Origin of the sequence: Thioalkalivibrio denitrificans (assembly GCF_002000365.1) — a bacterium.
Lineage (GTDB): Bacteria > Pseudomonadota > Gammaproteobacteria > Ectothiorhodospirales > Ectothiorhodospiraceae > Thioalkalivibrio_A > Thioalkalivibrio_A denitrificans.
In genome coordinates this window covers 57,948-80,421 of the sequence record NZ_MVBK01000060.1, presented here as the reverse complement: position 1 = coordinate 80,421, position 22,474 = coordinate 57,948, and the positions used below count along the sequence as shown (strand labels likewise).

The 22,474-nt window shown below is 65.0% G+C and carries 21 protein-coding genes; 11 read left to right on the top strand and 10 right to left on the bottom strand.

Going from position 1 to position 22,474, the window contains the following annotated elements; genetic code table 11:
* From B1C78_RS17960 to B1C78_RS10900, 4 genes are all read left to right on the top strand, one after another.
* The coding region (locus tag B1C78_RS17960) for an archease (RefSeq protein WP_139349894.1) at positions 1 to 150 on the top strand (150 nt) is incomplete at its 5' end.
* 173 nt (positions 151 to 323) lie between these two features.
* Positions 324 to 1,754, top strand: a complete 1,431-nt coding sequence (locus tag B1C78_RS10910; RefSeq protein ID WP_077279198.1) for an RtcB family protein — start codon at positions 324 to 326, stop codon at positions 1,752 to 1,754.
* A gap of 208 nt (positions 1,755 to 1,962) precedes the next feature.
* Positions 1,963 to 2,289, top strand: a complete 327-nt coding sequence (locus tag B1C78_RS10905; RefSeq protein WP_077279197.1) for a high-potential iron-sulfur protein — start codon at positions 1,963 to 1,965, stop codon at positions 2,287 to 2,289.
* A 94-nt stretch (positions 2,290 to 2,383) separates the two neighbouring features.
* Positions 2,384 to 3,154, top strand: a complete 771-nt coding sequence (locus tag B1C78_RS10900) for a hypothetical protein (RefSeq protein WP_077279196.1) — start codon at positions 2,384 to 2,386, stop codon at positions 3,152 to 3,154.
* 32 nt (positions 3,155 to 3,186) lie between these two features.
* Here the strand turns inward: B1C78_RS10900 and B1C78_RS10895 are convergent, their stop codons facing one another.
* The 3 genes from B1C78_RS10895 to wrbA all read right to left on the bottom strand — a co-directional run bounded on the left by B1C78_RS10895 (position 3,187) and on the right by wrbA (position 6,453).
* Complete coding sequence (locus B1C78_RS10895) at positions 3,187 to 4,989, bottom strand: ABCB family ABC transporter ATP-binding protein/permease (RefSeq protein ID WP_077279195.1); 1,803 nt, start codon at positions 4,987 to 4,989, stop codon at positions 3,187 to 3,189.
* Entirely contained in the window at positions 4,986 to 5,402 is a 417-nt protein-coding gene (gene arfB / locus B1C78_RS10890; protein WP_077279194.1) for an alternative ribosome rescue aminoacyl-tRNA hydrolase ArfB, read from the bottom strand. Before arfB ends, B1C78_RS10895 begins: the two co-directional genes overlap by 4 nt.
* Positions 5,403 to 5,829: 427 nt before the next feature.
* Complete coding sequence (wrbA, locus tag B1C78_RS10885; protein WP_077279193.1) at positions 5,830 to 6,453, bottom strand: NAD(P)H:quinone oxidoreductase; 624 nt, start codon at positions 6,451 to 6,453, stop codon at positions 5,830 to 5,832.
* Between the two features lie 113 nt (positions 6,454 to 6,566).
* On the opposite strand from wrbA, the gene B1C78_RS10880 reads away from it, so the two are divergent.
* The 5 genes from B1C78_RS10880 (at position 6,567) to B1C78_RS10860 (ending at position 11,697) form a co-directional block, all read left to right on the top strand.
* The gene (locus B1C78_RS10880; protein WP_077279192.1) at positions 6,567 to 7,475 is read left to right on the top strand and encodes a LysR family transcriptional regulator; all 909 of its coding nucleotides are present in this window, start codon (positions 6,567 to 6,569) and stop codon (positions 7,473 to 7,475) included.
* Between the two features lie 186 nt (positions 7,476 to 7,661).
* The gene (locus B1C78_RS10875) at positions 7,662 to 8,396 is read left to right on the top strand and encodes a DUF4197 domain-containing protein (protein WP_245795401.1); all 735 of its coding nucleotides are present in this window, start codon (positions 7,662 to 7,664) and stop codon (positions 8,394 to 8,396) included.
* 243 nt (positions 8,397 to 8,639) lie between these two features.
* Positions 8,640 to 9,239, top strand: coding sequence for a transcriptional repressor LexA (lexA, locus tag B1C78_RS10870; protein ID WP_077279190.1), 600 nt, complete (start codon positions 8,640 to 8,642; stop codon positions 9,237 to 9,239).
* Between the two features lie 6 nt (positions 9,240 to 9,245).
* On the top strand, positions 9,246 to 9,911 hold the full coding sequence (gene imuA / locus B1C78_RS10865) for a translesion DNA synthesis-associated protein ImuA (protein WP_077279189.1): 666 nt from the start codon (positions 9,246 to 9,248) through the stop codon (positions 9,909 to 9,911).
* Between the two features lie 253 nt (positions 9,912 to 10,164).
* The gene (locus B1C78_RS10860) at positions 10,165 to 11,697 is read left to right on the top strand and encodes a Y-family DNA polymerase (RefSeq protein ID WP_077279188.1); all 1,533 of its coding nucleotides are present in this window, start codon (positions 10,165 to 10,167) and stop codon (positions 11,695 to 11,697) included.
* A gap of 241 nt (positions 11,698 to 11,938) precedes the next feature.
* Here the strand turns inward: B1C78_RS10860 and B1C78_RS10855 are convergent, their stop codons facing one another.
* From B1C78_RS10855 to B1C78_RS10825, 7 genes are all read right to left on the bottom strand, one after another.
* The gene (locus B1C78_RS10855; RefSeq protein ID WP_077279187.1) at positions 11,939 to 12,562 is read right to left on the bottom strand and encodes a DJ-1/PfpI family protein; all 624 of its coding nucleotides are present in this window, start codon (positions 12,560 to 12,562) and stop codon (positions 11,939 to 11,941) included.
* Between the two features lie 198 nt (positions 12,563 to 12,760).
* Complete coding sequence (gene rnk / locus B1C78_RS10850) at positions 12,761 to 13,174, bottom strand: nucleoside diphosphate kinase regulator (RefSeq protein ID WP_077279186.1); 414 nt, start codon at positions 13,172 to 13,174, stop codon at positions 12,761 to 12,763.
* Positions 13,175 to 13,325: 151 nt separating this feature from the next.
* Positions 13,326 to 14,660: a DEAD/DEAH box helicase gene (locus tag B1C78_RS10845; RefSeq protein WP_077279185.1), complete on the bottom strand. Its 1,335-nt coding sequence runs from the start codon at positions 14,658 to 14,660 to the stop codon at positions 13,326 to 13,328.
* A gap of 370 nt (positions 14,661 to 15,030) precedes the next feature.
* Entirely contained in the window at positions 15,031 to 15,447 is a 417-nt protein-coding gene (locus B1C78_RS10840; RefSeq protein WP_077279184.1) for a DUF1499 domain-containing protein, read from the bottom strand.
* A gap of 21 nt (positions 15,448 to 15,468) precedes the next feature.
* Complete coding sequence (locus B1C78_RS10835) at positions 15,469 to 16,233, bottom strand: sulfite exporter TauE/SafE family protein (RefSeq protein ID WP_077279183.1); 765 nt, start codon at positions 16,231 to 16,233, stop codon at positions 15,469 to 15,471.
* Positions 16,234 to 16,299: 66 nt separating this feature from the next.
* Positions 16,300 to 17,886, bottom strand: a complete 1,587-nt coding sequence (locus tag B1C78_RS10830; protein WP_077279182.1) for a diguanylate cyclase domain-containing protein — start codon at positions 17,884 to 17,886, stop codon at positions 16,300 to 16,302.
* Positions 17,887 to 18,180: 294 nt separating this feature from the next.
* Complete coding sequence (locus B1C78_RS10825; protein ID WP_077279181.1) at positions 18,181 to 18,630, bottom strand: YaiI/YqxD family protein; 450 nt, start codon at positions 18,628 to 18,630, stop codon at positions 18,181 to 18,183.
* A 353-nt stretch (positions 18,631 to 18,983) separates the two neighbouring features.
* On the opposite strand from B1C78_RS10825, the gene dnaE reads away from it, so the two are divergent.
* A complete protein-coding gene (gene dnaE, locus B1C78_RS10820; protein WP_077279180.1) occupies positions 18,984 to 21,824 on the top strand; it encodes a DNA polymerase III subunit alpha in 2,841 nt (946 codons plus the stop codon).
* On the top strand, positions 21,727 to 22,425 hold the full coding sequence (locus tag B1C78_RS18005) for a helix-hairpin-helix domain-containing protein (protein WP_342745162.1): 699 nt from the start codon (positions 21,727 to 21,729) through the stop codon (positions 22,423 to 22,425). The genes dnaE and B1C78_RS18005 overlap by 98 nt, the downstream gene beginning before the upstream one ends.
* The last annotated feature ends 49 nt before the right edge of the window (positions 22,426 to 22,474 follow it).

Below are 22,474 nucleotides of genomic sequence, written 5' to 3'. Positions count from 1 at the left end.
GAACGGCTGACCGCCCGGGCCTGGGGCGAGCGGGTGGACGTGACCCGTCACCAGCCGGCGGTGGAGGTGAAGGGCGCGACCTTCACTCAGCTCAAGGTGGAACAGCAGGAGGACGGACACTGGATCGCTCAGTGTGTGCTGGATATCTGAGCTTCAGTAGGGCATTTCTCTCGCGAAGGCGCGAAGCACGCAAAGTACCGCATATTGAGGAAGAAGCCGTTCAGGCCGGGTGCTCAGGATTGCATGCTGTTCAGTTCGCCTTTCCTTCGCGAGCTTCGCGTCTTTGCGAGAGAATCATCTCTTGATTTCTGAGGCATAAACCGATGGACCCGAATCGCTTCACCCGACTCTCCGACACCGCCTGGCAACTGGAACCCACGGGAAAGATGCGTGTGCCCGCGATCATCTATGCCTCCGAGGCGCTGATTTCGGAGATGGACGACAAGGTGGCCGAGCAGGCGTGCAATGTGGCCACACTGCCCGGCATTGTGCAGGCCAGTTACGCCATGCCCGATGCCCACTGGGGCTACGGTTTTCCCATCGGCGGAGTGGCGGCCTTCGACGCCGACGAGGGCGGTGTGGTGTCCGCCGGCGGGGTAGGCTTCGACGTCTCCTGCGGGGTACGCACCCTGCACACGGGGCTGACCCGCGAATGCATTGAGCCGGTAAAGCCCGCTCTGGCCGACGCCCTGTTCGACGCCGTGCCGGCAGGCATGGGCAGCACCGGGCGCATCCATCTGCGGGACCAACAGATGACAAGGATGCTGGCGGGCGGCGCCGCGTGGGCGGTGGAACAGGGTTACGGGGAGGCCGCCGATCTGGACCGGATCGAGGAACACGGCCGCATGAGCGGCGCGGAGCCCCAAGCGGTATCCGAACACGCCCGCAAGCGGCAACGCAACGAGATGGGCACCTTGGGCTCCGGCAACCACTACCTCGAGGTACAGCACATTACTCAGATCTACGATCCCCGGGTGGCAGACGTGTTCGGCCTCACCGAGGGACAGGTGGTGGTGAGCATCCATTGCGGTTCCCGGGGCCTGGGGCATCAGATCGGCACCGAGTTCCTGCGCGAGATGGCGGTCTCCGCCACTCGCCACGGCATCGACCTTCCGGACCGGGAACTGGCCTGCGCGCCGATTCGTTCGGAGCTGGGCCAGCGTTATCTCGGCGCCATGCGTTCGGCCATCAACTGCGCACTGGCCAATCGCCAGATCATCACCCATCTCACCCGGGGCGTGTTCGCGAAGGTCCTGCCCGAGGCCCGCCTGGATCTGCTCTACGACGTCTCCCACAACACCTGCAAGGTGGAGACCCACGGCATCGACGGGCAACCCCGTGAGCTTTATGTGCATCGAAAGGGCGCTACCCGTGCCTTCGGCCCTGGACACCCGGAGCTTCCAGTGAGCCTGCGCGACGTGGGCCAGCCGGTGCTCATCGGCGGTTCCATGGGCACGGCTTCCTACATCCTGGCAGGTACGAATGAAGGTGAGCGCCTGTCCTTCAACTCGGCCTGTCACGGCGCCGGGCGCGCCATGAGCCGACACCAGGCCACGCGCCAATGGCGTGGTCGTGCTCTGGTGGACGAACTGGCCGCGCGCGGCATTCTGATCCGAAGCCCCAGCCTGCGCGGCGTGGCCGAGGAGGCGCCGGGTGCCTACAAGGACGTGAGCCAGGTGGTGCAGGCCACTCATGACGCGGGACTGGCCCGCCTTGTGGCCCGCGTTGAGCCCCTGGTGTGTGTGAAGGGCTGAGATTTGGGTGCCTTTCACCATGAAGCCCACGAATCCGTTTTGTCGGCAAGCCTTTACCCTGATGCCCTTGCGGTTTTGTTGGGGAAACCGGTGCGTTCCGGACATTTTCGCCGGTAATGCATCTCAGTTTGCCGGGGCATCTTTGAATGACGGACGAAACAGTTGTTAGGGTAGTTGTGCACTCATGACACACGAAAGGAGGATCGCCATGCATGATCGCAAAACGAACCTCACGCGTCGCCGCCTGCTGCGCGCAGGTATCGCGAGCCTGGCAGCCGTGCCGGCCGCCCCGCTGATTTTCTCTCCGGCGTTCGCCAAGGAACGCCTGAGCGAGGACAATCCGCAGGCACAGGCTCTGCATTATCGGCATGACGTAGCCGATGTGGACCACGCGGATTACGAGGAAGGCCAGAAGTGTGCCAACTGTCAGCTCTACACGGATCCGGACGCCGCGGACTGGGGTCCGTGTTCGGCCTTCCCGGGCCACCTGGTATCAGCCAACGGCTGGTGCACCGCCTGGGTACCCCGCGGCTGACGTTCGCAGGCACACCGGCGTGCGGCGCCGGTGTGCCCTAAGCCGGACATTGCACTGAGGCGGCCGGTCGCCCAAAGCATTCGGAACTCGAGCCATGCACCTTCCGCCATTCGACGTCAGCTACCTGCACGAAACCTTCTCCCAGGTATCGCGCGATGTGGTGGAGGCATACGAGGATCTGTCCGATCCCCGTGCGGCAGCGGAACAGCATCAGACACCCGCCATGCTGGTGGATGCCATGGAGCAGCTGCTGGAGTTATACAGGCGTATCGAGGAACACCAGGGTGACCTGGAAAACGCACCCGACGCCCCGCCGACCCTGGATGAACGGGAGCTGACGGAACTGGGTGAGTTCGGTGTCCAGTTGCTCAACGAACTCGCAGTCCACGCAGCACAGCTCGGGCTGGAACGCCAGTCCGAAACCCTCAGGGAGCTTACGTTTCCGCTGGCTGTCTGGATTGCCCGTAATGGCGGGGAGTTGCGCATTCTACAGCCGGTGGTCACCGCCATCGCCGACCGGGCGAATCGCACCAGTGAACCGGCGATCCTCGAGGAGCTGTTCCGGGTGACGGCAGAGATCGTGGAACACGTGGATGAGCAGTTGAGACAGGATGTCGAGAAGTCGGATCCCATGAGGCCCTGGCGCATTCTGCTGCTGAACTTCAGCATCATCGCCACGCGCAGCCACCAGCCGGCACTCATGGAACATGCCTACGATACCCTGATCCATTACCTGCCCGAGGAAGCACCCGAGTTCTTTCGCCAGGGCATGGAGCAGATGGAGGCGCTGGACTATCCAGCGCAGGTGCGCGAAGTGGTGTCCCGGTACCATGAGCAGTGGGGCCGTCCGCGCACGATCCACTGAAATCTTCCGAAGCGCCTGTCACCGGACGCAATTCAGGCAGGCGCTTCGAGCGACCGCGCCTGTTCCTGCAGCTGGTGGGTCCATAGCTGGGCGTACATGCCCCCGCGGGCCAGCAACTGCGGATGACTGCCCTCCTCCACGATGCGCCCCTGATCCAGCACAATGATCCGGTCGGCATCCACGATGGTGGACAATCGATGGGCGATCGCCAGGGTGGTGCGCCGTTCGGCCACCTCGTTCAGGGCTTCCAGGATCGCCTTTTCCGCCCGTGAATCCAGCGATGACGTGGCCTCGTCCAGTACCAGAATGGGTGGATCCTTGAGCAGCACCCGGGCAATCGCGATGCGCTGTTTCTCGCCCCCCGAGAGCTTCAGGCCCCGTTCGCCCACCTGGGTCTCCAGTCCCTGTGGCAGGGAGGCGATAAACCCGTCGAGATGCGCCATGCTGACTGCCCTTTCGATCTCCGCGTCAGTGGCATCCGGACGACCATAGGCGATGTTGTAGCGAATCGTGTCGTTGAACAGCACCGTATCCTGGGGCACCACACCGATCGCCCGTCGCAGGCTGTCCTGGGTCACCCGGCGGATGTCCTGCCCGTTGATCGTGATCTCTCCGTCCGTCACGTCGTAGAACCTGAAGAGCAGCCGTGCGATGGTGGACTTGCCCGCACCACTCGGCCCCACGATGGCCAGCTTCTCGCCCGCCGGAATCTCGAAACTGACGTCTTTCAGGATGGGGCGGTCGTCGGTATAGGCATAGCTGACATGCTCGAACCGGATCGCGCCACCGTCCGGTTGCAGTTCCACCGCATCGGGCGCGTCGACGACCTTCGCCGGCTGGTACATGAGCCTGAACAGACGCTCGATGTTGGTCAGCGCCTCGCGGATCTCACGGTACACGAAACCCAGGAAGTTCAGCGGCATGAACAGCTGGATCATGTAGGCGTTGATCATGACCAGGTCGCCGAGGGTCATCTGCCCTGCGGCCACCTGTCTGGCGGCCATGATCATCATCACGGTGATCGAGGCCGCGATGATGAACGCCTGTCCGGAGTTCAGACCGGCCAGCGACAGGCGGTTCTTCATGCGCGCCTCTTCCCACGCAACAAGGTTGCGATCGTATTCCCGCGCCTCGTAGGTCTCATTGCCGAAATACTTGACCGTCTCGTAATTGAGCAGGCTGTCCATGGCGCGCGTGTTGGAGCGGTTGTCCATGATGTTGCTTTCACGCACGAAACGGTTGCGCCATTCGGTCACGTAGATGGAGAACATCACGTAGACGCCCACCGCGGCGAGAACCGTCAGCGCAAAGCTGGCATCGAAGGCCACGAGCAGGATCACGGCGATCATGCCGATCTCCAGAAGCGTCGGCACGATGTTGAACAGCATGAAGCGCAGCAGGAAGCTGATCCCGGTGGTGCCGCGCTCAATGTCCCGGGCCAATCCGCCGGTCTGCCGGGAGAGATGGAAACCGAGATCCAGTTGATGCAGGTGTTCGAACACGCGCAACGAGACACGACGCATGGCACGCTCCGCAACGCGGGCAAACACTGCGTCACGAAGCTCGCCGAAGAATACGGATGCAAAACGCAGCGCACCGTAACCGAGCAGCAGCGCCAGCGGGATCGCCACCAGCGCCTCCTCCCGCGTCTCGAAATGATCCACGATGAACTTGAGGGCCACCGGTACCGTGACACCCGCCAGCTTGGCCAGCGCCAGCAGGCCCAGAGCAAGGAACACCCTGCCCCGGAACTCCAAGAGAAACGGAATGAGGCTCAGGATGATGCGCCAGTTGACCGGTCCGCCCCGGTATTCGCTGTCCCTGCGCGTCCTCATTGAATCGGCACCTTGCCGCGCAACGCCTTCGTCCGGCCCCGGCGCGTCTTCTCATCCACCCGCCTGCGCTTTGCCGTCAGACTCGGGCGTGTCGCCTTGCGGGCCTTTGGCACCACCGCGACGCTGCGCACGAGCTCCGCGAGGCGCGCCAGGGCATCCTCGCGGTTCTTTTCCAGTGTCCGGAAGCGCTGCGCCTTGATCACTACCACACCGTCGGACGTGATTCTCCGGTCACGCAATGCAAGCAGGCGCGTCTTGTAGAAATCGGGCAGAGAGGAACCCGGGATATCGAAGCGCAGGTGAACGGCGCTGGCCACCTTGTTGACGTTCTGGCCGCCCGCCCCCTGGGCGCGGATGGCACTGATGTCGATCTCGTTCTCCGGGATGGAGACCTTGTTGGAAATGGGGAGCATGGGACCGTGCACTGGGTTTCGCGAGCGCACAGTCTAGCAAGAAGTGGCAGGTCTCAAGTGGTTAGGAGACCAAGGCTACTGACGGGTAGACGGGACAAACCCAGCCTCAGAGACGTAGGGCGGATAAGCGAAGCGCATCCGCCATGCCTCATCCCGGTGTGCCGGATGCGGCTGCGCCTTATCGAGCTAGCCCCGGACATTGCACCAGGGATCGCGAATGATTAGAGTCTCCGGGCCTGTCTCGCCTGCCTGTAGGTCGGGCTTCAGCCCGACAAGCGGGGCCTGACTTCACCACGGCTGTCGCCCTGAAGGGCGACCTACAGATACGCTTCTCCTGCAATGAGAGGTGTAAGGGGTGAGGCGTCAGGCGTTTGGTGGGTTCACACGGCACCCCCATTCCTCGCGCCGCACCCCTAACGCCTCACGCCTAACTCATCTGCGCCTTGCCCAGCCTCTGTGCCGTGGCCACTTCCGCCACGTGGCGGCCCTGGGTGCGGGCCATGGCCAGTTCGTTGTCCGAGGGCTGGCGGCTGCCGTCACCGGCGGCGAGCGTGGTGGCGCCGTAGGGGGTGCCGCCGGTGATCTCGTCCAGGGTGAGCTGGCGCTTCTCGGAGTACGGCAGGCCCACGATGGTCATGCCCAGGTGCAGCAGGTTGACGATGGTGGAGACAAGGGTCGTCTCCTGCCCGCCATGCTGGCTGGCCGTGGAGCCGAACACGCTGCCGACCTTGCCCACCAGCTTGTCCTGAAACCACAGTTGCCCGGTCTGGTCCAGGAAATTCGCCATCTGTGCGGCCATCCGGCCGTAGCGGGTGGGTGTGCCGATGATGATGGCATCGTAATCCGCCAGTTCGGCCGGTTCGGCCACGGGTGCATCCTGGTCAAGCTTGGCGCCGGCCTTCTTCGCCACATCCTCGGGCATGAGTTCCGGCACGCGCTTGAGAACTGCCTCCGCACCCTGGACTTCGCGCACGCCTTCGGCCACGGCCCGGGCCATCTGCTCCACGTGACCCCACGTGGAGTAATAGAGAATCAGGACCTTGGTGCTCATGGGAGTGCCTCCGGATCAGGTTGTCATGGATACGCTCCCAGTCTATGTGTTGCAAAATCGTGAAATAAGCGCCCAGAATCGAAACCTGTGTTCGCTCTTTCCGTACATTTGACATGAAACTGGAAGGCATACGAACCTTCGTCGCCATCGTGGAGGCCGGCTCCATCACAGCCGCCGCGCGCCGCCTGGGTGTGGCCAAGTCGGTGGTCAGCCACAGGCTCTCGGAGCTGGAGGACGCGGTCGGCGCACGCCTGATGCAGCGCTCGTCAAGGCGCCTGTCGCTCACCGAACAGGGCCAGACCTTTCACCGCTTCTGCGCACGCATGCTCGGGGAACTGGACGAAGCGGTCTCGCTGCTCGCCGAGGAAGGCCACGAACTCCGGGGACCGTTGCGGGTGGCCGCCCCCATGAGTTTCGGCCTGCTGCACCTGGGGCCCGCACTCTTCCCGTTCCTCAGGGAACACCCGGGCATCCGGCTGGATCTGGACCTGAATGACCGCATGGTAGACCTGGTGGGCGAAGGCTATGACATGGCAATTCGCATCGGGCAGTTGCCGGATTCCACGCTGGTGGCCCGGCGTCTTGTCTCGACCCGCAACGTACTGGTGGCGAGCCCCGAATATGCCCGGGCCCACGGACTTCCGGCACATGTTGAGGACCTGTCACGGCACCGGGGCATTCTCTACTCCAATGTCCATCCCAACGACCAGCTGCGTTTCAGGCGTGACGGCGGCTGGGTGACCGGTCATTTCAACGTGGCCATGCGCGTGAACAACGGTGATGCCATGCGCGACGCCGCCATCGCCGGCCTGGGGATCGCCGTGATCCCGGACTTCATCGTGTGGCAGGCGCTCGAGGACGGACATCTGCAGGTGGTCAGGCTGGACGCCGAGCTTCCCGAGTCCGCCGTGTACGCGGTGTTCCCCCAGAACCGCCACCTGCCCGCCAAGGTTCGGGCCCTGGTGGATCACCTGGCAGCGAGCTTCGGGGATCCGCCGTATTGGAAGGGGGACATGAAGTAGGAAGTGTGAATTGGGAAGTGGGAATAAAACCACCCTCACCCCGGCCCTCTCCCTGAGGGCGAGGGAGTGAAGACCCCCTCCCCCGCATCGCGGGGGAGGGTTGGGGAGGGGGCCTTCCCACTTCCCAATTCACACTTCTTACTTCTCACCCCATACTGTCGGCACACCCATCCCCGGATGCCCCTGATGAACCGACGCCAGATGCTCATCCTTTCGTTCGCCCTGCTGGTCCCCACACAGGCCCAGGGCAACTGGTGGCAGCGGGGGCAGGAACTGTTGCGGGACCTGACAGGGGGTCGTACCGCCTCATCGCTGACCCGTGCCGAGATCGCCGACGGGTTGCGTGAGGCGCTTCGCGTCGGCACCGACAACGTGGTGAGCCAGGTGGGGCGGACGGACGGATTTCTCGCGGATCCGGCCATCCGCATACCGCTGCCCCGGGATCTAGAACGGGTGCGCGACACCCTGGCACGGGTGGGCATGAGCGGCATGCTGGATGACCTGGAAGTGCGCATGAACCGGGCCGCCGAGGCGGCGGCGCCCCGGGCGAAGGCGCTGTTCCTGGACGCCATCCGGGACATGACCCTGGAGGATGCCGAGGGCATCCTGCGCGGCCCCGACGATGCCGCCACTCGCTATTTCCAGTCGCGCATGTCGACACCGCTGGCTGCCGAGATGCGCCCCATCGTGGACGACACCCTGTCCGAAGCCGGCGCGGTCCGGGTCCACGACGATCTGCTGCGCCGCTACCACAGCATCCCCTTTCTGCCGGAGATCGAGAGCGACCTCACGGGCCACGTCGTCAGCCGTGCCCTGGACGGTGTGTTCCACTACCTGGCCATCGAGGAAGCCGCCATCCGCCGGGATCCGGCGAAGCGCACCACCGAACTGCTGAGGAAGGTTTTTGAAAGTACGAAGTGAGAATTGGGAAGGGGGAATGAAGTAGGAAGTGTGAATTGGGAATTGGGAAGTGGGAAGGCCCCCTCCCCAGCCCTCCCCCGCGATGCGGGGGAGGGGGTCTTCACTCCCTCGCCCTCAGGGAGAGGGCCGGGGTGAGGGTGGTTTTCGTTCGCACTTCCCAATTCCCACTTCGAACTTCATCCTTGCCTTCCCCCCGAATCCCGACTACTGTAATTAAATACAGTTATCCGTCATGGTGTTCCCATGGACCCCCTCACCCCCCGACAGGCCGAGATTCTGCAATTCATCCGCGACACCCTGGGCGAGAGCGGCATGCCGCCTACCCGGGAGGAGATCATGCGGGCCTTCGGGTTTCGCTCCCCCAATGCCGCCCAGGCCCATCTTCAGGCCCTGGCACGCAAGGGGGCGATCGAACTGCGTTCGGGTGCTTCCCGGGGCATCCGGCTGCGCGACGGCGGCGGTCTGCCCCTGGTGGGGCGGGTGGCGGCGGGGCAACCCATCCTGGCGGAGCAGCACATCGAGGATCATTACAGTATCGACCCGCGCCTGTTCACCCCGGCGCCGGACTACCTGCTGCGGGTGCGAGGCATGAGCATGAAGGACGCGGGCATCCTGGACGGAGACCTGCTGGCGGTGCACCGCACGCCCGAGGTGCGCAACGGCCAGATCGTGGTGGCGCGCCTCGAGGACGAAGTGACGGTGAAGCGCTTCCGCCGCCGGGGCAACCGGGTGACCCTGCTGCCGGAAAACCCGGAGTTCGAACCCATCACCGTGGACCTGCGCCACGAGCCGCTGGTGATCGAAGGCATCGGCGTGGGCGTGATTCGCAACCGCCCGAAATAAGCCGTCATGGAAGCGGATACCGACACCCGGGATGCGACCGGCGGCGACGCGTCCCTGGACATCCTGCTCCGGCGCCGCGATATCTGGCGTGGCGGCACGCCACTCCCGGGTGGCGACGCTCTGCCCACGGGCCATGCCGCCCTGGATGACGCCCTGGGCGGCGGCTGGCCCCGGGGCGTTCTGGTGGAACTGCTCACCGACCTGCACGGTATCGGCGAAGTCACCCTGTTGTTGCCGTTGCTGGCGGCACAGACGGACGCGGGCTGTCACATCGCCTTCGTCGCCCCGCCCCACATTCCCTATGCCCCCGCCCTGGCACAGGCCGGGGTGTGTCTGGAGCGGGTGCTGGTGATCACCACGCAGGACGATGCCGAAACCCTGTGGGCCCTGGAACAGGCACTCGGCAGCGGCGCCTGCGGCGTGGCCCTGGCCTGGCCGGGCCGGGCGGACACCCGCGCCCTGCGCCGCCTGCAACTGGCCGCGGAACGAGGCCGCGCCACCGGCTTCCTCTACCGGGAGACCCGCCAGGCTGCTCATGCCTCCCCGGCCACGGTGCGCCTGCTGCTCTCACCGGCGGATGCCGGGCTGAATATCCGCATCCTCAAGCGCCGCCGCGGCTGGGGGGGTTCGGTGGTTGTGGTGCCGCGGGTTGTGGGCGGGGTCGGCAAATGAAAGTCAAAAGCTTTGACGCAAAGACGCGAAGACGCAAAGGAACGCAAAGAAGATTCATGAGCTATTTGTTATTAAGTCTCTTCCAACCATGTTGCAAAGTTCAGGTGTCATGGCCTGACAGGCCCCAATGCTTTCATCTCGCAGAGAACGCGAAGATCGCAGAGAAAACAGGAGAACAAAACGAATTGCTTTGCGTTCCTTTGCGTCTTTGCGCCTCTGCGTCGAGGTTTTCTGAGTTTCACCCAAACACCCCATGAAACCGCTTGCGCGAACAAGACAGCACAGCCTGCCGGGGCTCGATCCGGCGCCGGTGCGAGTTGCTGTACCGGCCGATACGCCTTTGCCCCGCGCGCGAAACCGGCCCGGCAGCCTGTGGCTGGCGCTGTACTTTCCCCATCTGGCTCTGGAAATGATCGCGCAGGAGGATGCGGCACCCATGCCGCTGGTGGTGTGCCAGACGGTGCGCGGCCGTCAACTGGTGCATGCGGCCAGCCGGGGAGCGCGGGGTTCGGGCATCCGCCCCGGTACGCCTCTGGGCGATGCACTGGGGCTGTGCGCGGAACTGCGCGTGCGTCAGCGGGACACGGCGGCCGAGCACGCCGCTTTGCATACCCTCGCCGCTTGGGGGTTGCAGTACACGGACCACGTGGCGGTGGAGGAAGGTCACGTGCTGCTGCTGGAGGTGGGCCGCAGCCTGCGGCTGTTCGGCGGCATGAAGCGTCTGCGCCGGCGCATCCTCGCCGATCTCGAAACACTGGACCATCACGCCCGTACGGGGCTTGCAGTCACGCCCCTCGGGGCCCGCCTGCTGGCCCGCTCCGGCATTGCCGAACCGGCCCGGGATACGGACACCCTGGCTGCCCTGATCCGGGAACTGCCGGTGGAGGCGCTGGAGTGGCCCGAGGCCGTGGTGCAGCGCCTGCGCGGCATGGGCGTGAACACCCTCGGCGCCCTGTGGCGTCTGCCGCGGGACGGGCTGGCCCGGCGCCTGGGTGCGTGGCTGCCGGCTTACCTGGATCGCCTCACGGGATACCTGCCGGATCCGCGGCCGCGCTTCGAACCGCCGCCCTCTTTCGAGCGCCGGCTGTGGCTGCCCGTGGAGACGCACGACCAGGCCATGCTGCGCACACCCCTGCAGCGCCTGCTGCGTGAACTGGCGGGCGTGCTGCGCGGACGCGGCATGGCGGTACAGTCCCTGGACCTTCGACTGCTCCACGCCCGGCGTCCGGCCACGCACGTGAACCTGGGCCTCGCGGCCCCCGGACGCGACCCGGATCATCTGCTGGCGCTGTGCATGGAACGCCTGTCCCGGCAGTGCCTCGATGCGGACGTGACGGGTCTGGAACTGCAAGCCGGCGCCTTCCTGCCCCTGCCCCACCGGGATACCGCCCTGCTGCCGGATGTCGAAGCGCAGGCGGATGCCCGGCAGTCCCTGCTGGACCGCCTGCGCGCCCGGCTGGGCCGGGATGCGGTGTTCGGTCTCGCCCTGCGCGACGATCACCGCCCCGCCCGGGCCTGGGCGCGTACGGACCCGGCCGATTCAGCATCGGTGAGTATTGCTCCCCCCGGATATGGTCCGCGGCCCCTGTGGCTGCTTGAACATTCCCTGCCCTGCCCGCCTTCCCTTCGCCGTGTGCACGGCCCGGAACGCATCGAAACCGGCTGGTGGGACGGCGGCGGAGAACGCCGTGACTACTACACCGCCGAAGACCGCCACGGCGTACGCTGGTGGCTCTACCGCGAACACGGCACAGACTCGGTTCGCTTGTGCGGGGTGTTCGGGTAGCCCTACTGAAAAAATTTCAACGCGAAGGCGCAAAGACGCAAAGGAACGCAAAGAAATTCGTTTTGTTCTTCTGTTTTCTCTGCGATCTTCGCGTTCTTTGCGAGATGAAAGCATTGGGGCCTATTCAGGCCATGACACCTGAACTTTGCAACACGGTTGGAAGGGGCTTAACAGCAATAGCTCAAGAATTTTCTTTGCGTTCCTTTGCGTCTTTGCGCCTCTGCGTCAAAGCTTTTGACCTTCAAAAAACAACCCGCCGCCGATTATCAGAAGGCCACGGATATTCCATGTTGCGGGCGGCGTTGGCGGCGACTTCGTCGCCGTGGTCGCGGGCCACGATCCTGAGTGCCAGGTCCATGCCGGCGGAGATGCCCGCGGAGCTGATGATGTTGCCGTCTTCCACCACGTGCACGTCCTCGTGAACGCCCACCTGCGGAAAGCGCTCCTTCATGAGCGGCAGCGATCGCCAATGGGTGGTGGCCTCCCTGCCGTCCAGCAGACCGGCGGAGGCCAGCAGCAGGGAACCCGTGCACACCGACGCCAGGGTCTTCACCTGTCCAGCCTGTTCCCGCAACCATTCCATCAGCGGCGCATCGTCCAGCAGTGCCCGCACACCCCAGCCGCCGGGTACCACCAGGATGTCCTGGGCCGGCGCATCCGCCAGCGTATGGGTGGGCAGCACCCGCATCCCGCCGGAGCAGGTGACCGGCTCCGCCGTGGCGGCAAGCAGACTCACCTTGTAGGGCGCCTCGGTTTCACGCCTGCGTGATTCGTCAAGGCGCGTGGTGACAAACACCTCGTAAGGGCCGCAGAAATCCAGCACCTCCACATTCTCGAAGATCAGAATGCCGACGTTGGTTTGCATGAAGGTTCCACAGTCAAGAGGCACGTGACGAGGGACACGAAGGTTTTACTGCATGACGCACGCCGGTGCCACAACCTGATTTCCGGACGTGACGCGGAGGTCGCAGAGAGCGCAGAGTCATTTGTTACAAAATCTTTGCGTCCTCTGCGTCTCTGCGACCTCCGCGTCAATCACCGATACATACACAGACACCAGCGCTCAACGATGCATCTCGCCCGCCGCCTCCGGCTGGTAGAGGATCTCCATGATGCGCACGGTCATGTCGCCTCCCCGCGGTGAGGGCCAGGCAATGCTGTCGCCCACGGACAGGCCCAGCAGGGCGCTGCCGATAGGGGCCAGCACGGAGATCCTCTCGGGGCTGCCGTCCATACCCGACGGATACACGAGGGTGCGCTCGAATTCGTTGCCTTCAGGTTCCACGCGGAAACGCACGGTCGAGTTCATGGTGACCACCGAGGGCGGGATCTTGTCCGACTCCACCACGTTGGCGCGGTTGAGTTCCTCACGCAGCGCCTGATGGGCGGCCTGGGCATCGCGCGGCAGCCCGTCGAGCAGCTGCTCGAGGCGTTCGAGGTCCAGGGATGAGACCGTGATCGGGGGTTGCTGTGTCATGGCTGTAAGGCTCCTGCGAAAACCGCAAACGCACAACGGCCCGCGCGAGCGCGGGCCGCCTGTGTCCAAACCGTCATCCAGGGACCTGCGCGTGTCAGGTCATGTGTGACTTTATCTCACGTACGCACTGGCAGGGCAATGGTGCCGGATCTCAGATCCGGTTGCCCCGGCCCTGGCCCGATCCCGTGCGTACATTGCCGTTCTTGCTCCGGCCCGGGCGACCGGCGCCGTTTGACGCGCTGCGCGGGCGACCGTTACGGGGCTGATTCCTGCGTGCGCCGTTGCCGGCGGGACGGAAGCCGCGCGCGGAACGATTCGGGGAATCATTGGCCGGCGGCGGCGCATCGAAGCCGTCGGTCTCGATCCGCTCGATGGGGCGGCGGAGCAGACGCTCGATGCCCGACAGCAGGCGCATCTCCTCTCCGTCCACCAGCGACAGGGCGGCGCCGGCACTGCCCGCCCGTCCGGTGCGGCCGATGCGGTGCACGTAGTCCTCGGGCACGTTGGGCAGTTCGAAGTTCACCACCTGGGGCAGCTGATCGATGTCCAGGCCTCGGGCGGCGATGTCCGTGGCCACCAGGACCGGGACCCGACCCGACTTGAACTGGTGCAGCGCCTTGGTGCGCTGCGCCTGGCTCTTGTTGCCGTGAATGGCCGCGGCCGGGATGCCGTCCTTCGACAGCTTTTCGGCCAGCTTGTTGGCGCCGTGCTTGGTGCGGGTGAACACCAGCACCTGGTCCCAGCGGTTTTCCCTGATCAGATGGCTAAGCAGGTCGCGCTTCTGGTGCGTGTGCACCAGGTGCACGTGCTGCTGTACCAGCTCCGAGGCGGTGTTGCGCGCAGCCACCTCCACCCGGGCGGGATCGTTGAGCATGCCGCCCGCGAGGGCCCGGATCTCGTCGGAGAAGGTGGCCGAGAACAACAGGCTCTGGCGTGTGGCGGGCAGCAGCCCGAGGATGCGACGGATGTCCGGGATGAAGCCCATGTCCAGCATGCGATCGGCCTCGTCCAGCACCAGGATCTCCACACCCGAGAGATCAACCGTCTTCTGGCCCACGTGATCGAGCAGGCGCCCGGGCGTGGCGACGACGATGTCGATCTGGCCGCGCAGCGTACGGAACTGGGGATTGATATTGACACCCCCGAAGATGGCCGTGGAACGCAGCTTCAGGTGCCTGCCGTAGGTCAGCACGGAATCGTGCACCTGCGCGGCCAGTTCCCGCGTGGGGGTCAGCACCAGGCAGCGGGGACGGCCCGCACCGGAGCGCTGCGCGGAACGCGACGACAGCAGGTGCAGGATCGGCAGGGTGAAACCGGCGGTCTTGCCCGTGCCGGTCTGTGCCGCTGCCAGGAGGTCCCGGCCTTCCAGCACCAGCGGAATCGCCTGGGACTGAATGGGCGTGGGCGTTTCATAACCGGCTTCGGAAATGGCACGCAAAAGGGGATCGGCCAACCCGAGGTCGGCAAAACGGGAAACAGAAGACATTCAGGAGTTACTCCAACGACGACCCGCCGCTCACATTTGGAGGGGCGCCCATCCGGGAAGACGAAATCCGGGGTTTGAGAAGATCAGGTAAGCGGACGCTGACGGGCGGGGCGTTCGGTGAGGCGCAGTATACAGGAAAAGTGGGAAGTGTGAATGGGGAAGTGGGAATAAGACCACCCGGAATAAAACCAAACCACCCTCACCACGCCCTCTCCCTGAGGTAGAGGGATAACCCAGCTCCCTAGCCCCGCAATCCCCTCCCCCGCTTGCGGGGGAGGGCCAGGGAGGAGGCCTTCCCGCTTCCCACTTCCCCATTCACACTTCCCAATTCCCAATTCCCAATTCCCACATCATTTCCAGTTGTGCAGATTCACGTTTGCAACTTCAGCAGCTTTTCCTGAAACGACCGGATCCTTCGTGCATTGGCGCCGAGGTCGCTGCGTCCCACGCGGGAGCGGGAACGGATGTCCACGCGGCTGCCGCCCTGTCCCGCCGGCTCGATGAGGATGGTCACGTCATCCCGGAAGCGCAGAAAGCGGGTGGTGGCCACCGCCTCGATCCGGCCCTTCGCCGCGTCGGTCTCCACGATCTCCCAGCCGGCATCCCGTGCCACCGTGAGCGCGGCCTCGAACACGGCCCCCGGTTCAGCCCTCAGATGCTGTGGCTGTATGTCGGGATACTCGGGCGTGTGTCCCGTGAGTACATCGTTGATCATGGGCCAGCGACCCAGAACGAACACCGCGCCAAGCACCAACGCCAGGGGTACCAACCACCAGAGCATCTTCATTCGCGTCGCCTCGTTACCGGTTCAACCGCCCAGGTGCAGCAGGAACTGCACGACGAGCATGCCGCTGAGGACCCACAGTGCGCCCCGAAGCCACGACCGGTAGGCATCCGCGCTCACCCGCTCCCGTATCCACATGCCGGCGCGCAGGCCCGCCAGGGCCAGGATCGCCACCGGGATGGACAGCAGCAACAGCGGAACGCCGATCATGCCCAGCATGCTGAAGGTGGCGGCCTGGGCCCCCTTGCCCACCAGGAACGCGAGATTCATGGCCTGGACCACCACCAGGGGCGCCACTCGCATCTCCAGGAAATAGATCATGAGGACCGGGCCGCCCACGTTGACCGTACCGCCCAGCAGGCCGCCGGTCAGCCCCGCGACGCTGCCGCTGCGGGTCGGGTGTCTGCGGATAATGCTGAAGTCGAGTCTCGAAATGTGATCGCTGACCAGGTAGAAGACCACCGTCAGTGCCAGGAGAAGGCGAAAGGGATTGGGGTCCAGCCAGACCAGCAGCAGCGTGCCGAGCACGGAGCCGGCCAGCATCCAGGCCGCCACATGCCAGAAACGCCCGAGGCTCGCGCCCCAGTTGCCGCCCCGGAGCATGCTCCAGGCATTGACGGCGATGTTGGGAGCCAGTGTCAGCAGGATGGCGGTCTTCACATCCGTGACCAGGGCCAGCAGCGGCGTTGCGATCAGCGGATAACCCAGACCGAAGATTCCGTGTACCACGCCCGCGATGACCGCCACGGCGATCACCACCACGATCTCGGTCAGGCTGTAGGCTTCCAAGGATCGGTCCCCGGCGCGGCGCGTATCATATGATCATATCAGCACCCGCGCGGGCGCGGATTCAGGTCATTGGGCGACGCAGATCCGGTTCTTGCCTGTGCGCTTGGCCTGGTAGCAGGCCTCGTCCACCTTGCGCATGATGCTTTCGGCATCGGGGTGTTCCGGGGAGACGGCCAGCACTCCGATACTCGCGCCTGGATTGGGTACACGCCGGCCGTCGAAGACAAAATCGATACTTGAAATGCCTTCGAACAGGTCCCTGATGATGGTATCGGCATCTTCGACGCTGCAATCGCGCAGCAGCACCACGAACTCGTCGCCACCCAGGCGGGCAAGCCTGTCATGGCGGCGAATGCGGCTGTTCATTGTCCTGGCCAGTTCGATGAGGTAGGCGTCTCCGGCCGGGTGGCCGAAGGTATCGTTCAACACCTTGAAATCGTCGAGGTCGAGGTAGACCAGGGTGTGGGAGGCGCCCTGACGCGCGGACGCGAGAACCTGCCGGAGTTCCATCTCGAAGGCCCGTCGGTTCAGGGCGCCGGTGAGGTGATCGTGACTCGCCTCCCAGGACATCTGCTCCAGGCGCGCCATGTCGGCACCGATATCACGGAAGATGTAACTCACCCGCACCGCTTCTCCGGCCGCATCCACGATGGGCGAGACGGTCTCCTCCACGTGGTGCGTTGCGCCGGACGCATTGACGAGGCGCTGGGGCCGGAAGGCCCGGTTGGCCGGGCCGCTGAGCAGCGCAGCGAACATGCTCGGCGACAGACAGGATTCGCCCGAAGGGTGTGCCGGCCGGTAAACGGACTCGATGGGCCGCCCCTGCGCGTCGCCCGCACTTATGCCGGTCATCTGCTCGGCCGGACGGTTCATGGACAGGATCGTTCCGGAGGCGTCGGTGACGATCACGCCATCGGCGATGTTGTTGAGGGTGCCGACGGCCAGTTCCTTTTCCTGATGGAGGGAGCCTTCGATGAGACCGAGCCGCTGCACGACACGCGCCGCGCCGAGTAGCATCGACAGGACAATCAGCAGGGTCACCACGGACAGGACCCTCAACGCCATGTGATACCGGTTCTCGGAAGCGAGCCGCGCCTCGTGTGCGCGATCCCGAACCTGCTCTCCGAGTGCATCGAACAGGGACAGGAGCTCCAACTCCAGGGGCAGGTCCTTCTCGATGATGTCGGCATGCACCTTCGCCGTGTCCTCACCACCGAGGATGCGCTGCATGATGTCCTCCTGCAGCGGCGCGGTCACGCGAATGATGCCCAGTGCCTGGTCCAGCAACTGCGCCTCATTGGACGTGAGCCCCAGCGCCCGGAGTCGCTCCCGCAGATCGATGAAATCCACCGCAACATCACGGAACGCCATGTACTGGTCGTCGCGAAACCAGGGATCCTCGTTCAGGGCCACGGTGTACAGGTACAGGGAGCGGGCCTGAACGATATTGGACATCTGATGGATGATCTCCACCTTGCGGTTATGGACCTCGGACACCTCCGTCATGGCGGATTGCAGCGAAGTGAGGTAGGTGAGGCTCAGCGCCACGTACACGCCGAGTAGAAACAACGTCACGAGCACACTGCGACGCACCAATGCGACACTGGGGCGCCGGTGGCGGGAAAAGATCAACTGGACGAGTGCCTGCCTCATGCGTTGTATTTGTTTGCCCACGAGCCCGCCGTCGGCGACCCTGGGACCGGCTGTCGATCGCCGCGCCCCGTTGGGAAGCCCTGCATGAAGGGTGTGTGATGGTCGTCACAAAGTGTAAGGCTGACCGACACCTGACTCAACGATGTTGTGCGCGGACGCCACCCACCGCTGTATCGGCCCTGATCAGTACAGTAACAGCCTATCGTTTCAATCTGATTATTCTTTTTTGCATAATAGGTTACTGCATATTCATGATATTGCTTCTATATATTGGCACGCGTTTATCGGGGGCCATCAGCGTCCCGCCGCAGTCAGGAACCGGTCCAGTTGATTGGCGAACGCCTGTCGGTCCTTCTGGCTGAGGGTGGCGGGGCCGCCCGTATTCACGCCGCTGGCCCGCAGGGTTTCCATGAAGTCACGCATGCCCAGCCGCTCACGGATGGTGTCCCGCGTGTAGCGTTCCCCCCGGGGGTTGAGCGCATGGCCGCCCTTCTCCAGCACTTCCCAGGCCAGCGGGATGTCCGCGGTGATGACCAGGTCACCCGCTTCCAGCCGGCGAACGATCTCGTTGTCCGCCACATCGAAACCGGCGGAGACCTGCAGGGTGCGCACCCATCGGGAGCGGGGTGCCTGCATGGCGCTGTTGGCCACCAGGATCACCGGCACCTTCACCCGCTCGGCCGCCCGGAACAGGATCTCCCTGATCACCTTCGGACAGGCATCCGCATCCACCCATATCTGCATATCGATCTTCTCTCTTGAGGCTAAGTCTGTCGCCGGAGTTCTTTTACCACGAGGCACGTGACGGTTTCTGAAATGCGGTGCTTCACTACCAACGGTCCTGCAAGAACGATCTGACGGGGGCCAGGATGGTTCCACGTTTTATGACTCTCGCAAAGCCGCGAAGCACGCCAAGAACCCCCGAAGGATCATTTCAAAAAAGATTTCTTGGATTTCCTTTGCGTGCTTCGCGGCTTCGCGAGAGAAATGATGTTTTGAATCCTGTCGTGTGGTTCGTGGTTACACAAGAACCTTGGTGGTTGCGGCACCGTACGTATACTGTATATAAGAACAGTATTCGAGTCCATCCCGCCGCCATGCCTCCCGACTACGCCGAGCTTCACTGTATCTCCAGTTTCAGCTTCCTGCGTGGGGCGTCGCACCCGGAGGAGCTGGTGGTACGGGCCGCCGGGCTGGGCTACCGGGCGCTGGCGATTACCGACGAGTGCTCGCTGGCCGGCGCAGTGCGCGCCCACCAGGCGGCGAAGGAACACGGCCTGCACCTGATCATCGGCACCGAGGTGCGCCTGTCCACCGTAGGTTGGGGTGAGCGCAGCGAACCCCAACATTCGCGGCAGACCCCGCATGGGCCTGTTGGGGTTCGCTGCGCTCACCCCAACCTACGGGTGCCGGAAGGATGCGCCGAGGATGCGCTGCATCTGGTGCTGCTGGCGGAAAACCTCGAGGGCTACGAGAACCTCTCGCAACTGATCACCGCGGGTCGCCGCAACGCCGCCAAGGGCCGATATCACCTGACCCGCGACAACCTGACCCGCCACGCAACCGGCCTGCTGGCCCTGTGGTCCCCTCCCCGCCATTCATCCTTCATCCTTCCTCCTTCATCCTTTCTGAAGGCCGTCTTCCCGGATCGCACATGGATCGCCATCAGCCTGCATCGTGACGGCACGGATGCCGCCCGCAGAACCGAACTGGAGTCCCTCTCGGCCCGCACCGGCCTGCCGCTTGTCGCCAGCGGCGAGGTGCACATGCACCTGCGCGAGCGCCGCGCCCTGCAGGACGTGCTCACTGCCATCCGCCATCGGGTGCCGCTTTGCGAGGCGGGGTCGCGGCTGTTCGCCAACGGCGAGCGGCACCTGCGCCCCCGGGAGGACCTGGCGCGGCTGTACCGGCCCGAGTGGATGGCCGAGTCCGCGGCCGTCGCAGGACGCTGCCGGTTTTCCCTGGACGAACTGCGCTACACCTACCCGGTGGACGACGTGCCGCCCGGGGAGTCGGCCACGGCATATCTGGAACGCCTCACCCGCGAGGGCATGGCCGCGCGCTGGCCGAACGGCGCGCCGCAGAAGATCCGGGAGCTGGTGGCCCATGAACTGGCCATCATCGGCGAGATGGACTACGCCCCTTACTTCCTGACTGTGTACGACATCGTGCGCTTCGCCCGCGGCCGGGGGATCCTCTGCCAGGGCCGCGGTTCCGCCGCCAATTCCGCCGTGTGCTATTGCCTCGGCATCACCGCCGTGGATCCCGCCCGCTCGGAGATGCTGTTCGAGCGCTTCGTCTCGAAGGAACGCAACGAGCCGCCGGACATCGACGTGGATTTCGAACACGAGCGGCGTGAGGAGGTGATGCAGTACATCTATGAAAAATACGGCCGCCACCGGGCCGCACTGGCCGCGACACTCATCACCTACCGCCGACGCAGCGCCATCCGCGACGTGGGCAAGGCCCTGGGGCTGTCTGTGGATCAGGTGACGAGGCTCTCGGGAAACCTCGCCTGGTGGGAAATAGCCCGCATATCTCACCACCCTTCTACTGCGGCCGCCGATCTGCGCGCTGTGGGGGGGCGTACTCGCTCCAGCCGGCTTGACGTAGTGTCGGCTACGCCTGCGCCGTCTTCCACTGCGTGCACCCCCCCACAGCGGCACCTCGACGCCCTCGCTACGAACGGTGGTGAGAAATGCGGGCTAAGCATGGCCGCCGAGCGCATCCGCGAGGCGGGCCTGGATCCGGACAGCCCGGTGCTGAGGCGCCTGGTGGCACTGGTGGAGCAACTGGTGGGTTTCCCCCGGCACCTGTCCCAGCACGTGGGCGGCTTCGTCATCGCCCGGGACGTGCTTTCGAAGCTGGTGCCCATCGAGAACGCCGCCATGGCCGAGCGCACCGTGATCCAGTGGGACAAGGACGACCTGGATGCCCTCGGTCTGCTCAAGATCGACGTGCTGGCGCTCGGCATGCTCTCCGCTGTGCGGCGGGCCTTCAATCTCATTCGCAGCTACCGGGGTATGTCTCTGGACATGGCCACGGTGCCCGCCGAGGATCCGGCCACCTACGAAATGATCGCCCGGGGCGACACGGTGGGCGTGTTCCAGATCGAGTCCCGGGCGCAGATGAGCATGCTGCCGCGTCTCAAGCCCCGCTGTTTTTACGACCTGGTCATCGAGATCGCCATCGTGCGCCCGGGCCCCATCCAGGGGCAGATGGTGCATCCCTATCTGCGCCGCCGGCAGGGGCTGGAACCGGTGGAATATCCCAGCGAGGCCGTGCGTGGCGTCCTGGAACGCACCCTGGGCATACCCATCTTCCAGGAACAGGTGATCAAGCTGGCCATGGTGGCAGCGGGCTTTTCCGCCGGTGAGGCGGACGGCCTGCGCCGGGCCATTGGCGCCTGGCGGCGCAAGGGCACCCTGCATCTTTTCCGGGAACGGCTGCTCCGGGGCATGGCCGAGCGGGGCTATCCGGAGACTTTCGCCGAGCAGATCTACCAGCAGATCCTGGGCTTCGGCGAATACGGCTTCCCGGAGTCCCATTCCGCCAGCTTTGCGCTCATTGCCTACGTCTCCGCCTGGCTCAAGCGCCACGAACCGGCCGCCTTCACCGCCGCGTTGCTCAACAGCCAGCCCATGGGATTCTACGGTCCCTCGCAACTGGTGCAGGATGCGCAGCGTCACGGGGTGACCGTGCTGCCGGTGGATGTGTGCGAGAGCGACCGGGACTGCACGCTGGTGGTCAATTCACCTGCCGCGGCCCCCTCCCCGGCCCTCCCCCGTGGAGGGCCGGGGAGGGGGCCAGGCGTGGCAGAAAACCCAAAGGTCCCCCGCCCTGCGTCTCGGTCTGCGCCTGGTCCAGGGCCTGGGCGAGGCGCCGGCACAGCGCATTGTCGCCGCCCGGCAAGAACGCCCCTTCCGAAGCGTGGATGATCTGGCCCGGCGTGCGACGCTGGACACCCGGCAACTGGATGCTCTGGCGGAGGCCGGTGCCCTGAAGACGCTTACCGGGCATCGCCACCGGGCCCGCTGGGCGGCCCTGGGCGTGGAGTCCCCCCTGCCCCTGCTCGCCGACGCCGATCCGGTGGAGGCCGATCCGCTGCTGACGGCCCCCGCGCCCGGCGAGGACTGCGTGGCCGATTACCGCGCCACCGGCCTGACCCTGGGCGAACATCCCCTGGCCCTGCTGCGCACCCGGCTGCGCCGTGCGGGCGGCGTCACCGCGCAGGATCTGCTGGCACATCCCCACGGCCGGCACGTGCGCCACATCGGCCTGGTCATCACCCGCCAGCACCCGGCCTCCGCCCGGGGTACCGTGTTCCTCACCCTGGAAGACGAGACCGGCACCGTAAACGCCATCGTCTGGCCGACACTGGTGCAACGCTATCGCCGGGAGGTGATCCAGGGACGATTGCTGGAGATTCGCGGCGAATTGCAGCGGGTGGAGGGCGTGATGCATCTGGTGGCCCGCCGGCTGGTGGATCGCAGCGGCTGGCTGGGGCGGCTGATGACGCCGTCCCGGGATTTCTGCTGAGGACGACGCCCGGCGAGAACCGCTTCGACCCTCCCGGGGTCCATAACTT

What these genes read in the sequence shown, in the direction of transcription:
- B1C78_RS10845 (WP_077279185.1), bottom strand. Translation starts at nt 14,660, where the DNA reads ATGTCTTCTGTTTCCCGTTTTGCCGACCTCGGGTTGGCCGATCCCCTT.
- B1C78_RS10895 (WP_077279195.1), bottom strand. Translation starts at nt 4,989, where the DNA reads ATGAGGACGCGCAGGGACAGCGAATACCGGGGCGGACCGGTCAACTGG.
- B1C78_RS10830 (WP_077279182.1), bottom strand. Translation starts at nt 17,886, where the DNA reads ATGAGGCAGGCACTCGTCCAGTTGATCTTTTCCCGCCACCGGCGCCCC.
- B1C78_RS10825 (WP_077279181.1), bottom strand. Translation starts at nt 18,630, where the DNA reads ATGCAGATATGGGTGGATGCGGATGCCTGTCCGAAGGTGATCAGGGAG.
- rnk (WP_077279186.1), bottom strand. Translation starts at nt 13,174, where the DNA reads ATGACACAGCAACCCCCGATCACGGTCTCATCCCTGGACCTCGAACGC.
- B1C78_RS10905 (WP_077279197.1), top strand. Translation starts at nt 1,963, where the DNA reads ATGCATGATCGCAAAACGAACCTCACGCGTCGCCGCCTGCTGCGCGCA.
- B1C78_RS10875 (WP_245795401.1), top strand. Translation starts at nt 7,662, where the DNA reads ATGAACCGACGCCAGATGCTCATCCTTTCGTTCGCCCTGCTGGTCCCC.
- B1C78_RS10855 (WP_077279187.1), bottom strand. Translation starts at nt 12,562, where the DNA reads ATGCAAACCAACGTCGGCATTCTGATCTTCGAGAATGTGGAGGTGCTG.
- dnaE (WP_077279180.1), top strand. Translation starts at nt 18,984, where the DNA reads ATGCCTCCCGACTACGCCGAGCTTCACTGTATCTCCAGTTTCAGCTTC.
- lexA (WP_077279190.1), top strand. Translation starts at nt 8,640, where the DNA reads ATGGACCCCCTCACCCCCCGACAGGCCGAGATTCTGCAATTCATCCGC.
- imuA (WP_077279189.1), top strand. Translation starts at nt 9,246, where the DNA reads ATGGAAGCGGATACCGACACCCGGGATGCGACCGGCGGCGACGCGTCC.
- B1C78_RS10880 (WP_077279192.1), top strand. Translation starts at nt 6,567, where the DNA reads ATGAAACTGGAAGGCATACGAACCTTCGTCGCCATCGTGGAGGCCGGC.
- B1C78_RS10860 (WP_077279188.1), top strand. Translation starts at nt 10,165, where the DNA reads ATGAAACCGCTTGCGCGAACAAGACAGCACAGCCTGCCGGGGCTCGAT.
- wrbA (WP_077279193.1), bottom strand. Translation starts at nt 6,453, where the DNA reads ATGAGCACCAAGGTCCTGATTCTCTATTACTCCACGTGGGGTCACGTG.
- B1C78_RS10840 (WP_077279184.1), bottom strand. Translation starts at nt 15,447, where the DNA reads ATGAAGATGCTCTGGTGGTTGGTACCCCTGGCGTTGGTGCTTGGCGCG.
- B1C78_RS10910 (WP_077279198.1), top strand. Translation starts at nt 324, where the DNA reads ATGGACCCGAATCGCTTCACCCGACTCTCCGACACCGCCTGGCAACTG.
- B1C78_RS10900 (WP_077279196.1), top strand. Translation starts at nt 2,384, where the DNA reads ATGCACCTTCCGCCATTCGACGTCAGCTACCTGCACGAAACCTTCTCC.
- arfB (WP_077279194.1), bottom strand. Translation starts at nt 5,402, where the DNA reads ATGCTCCCCATTTCCAACAAGGTCTCCATCCCGGAGAACGAGATCGAC.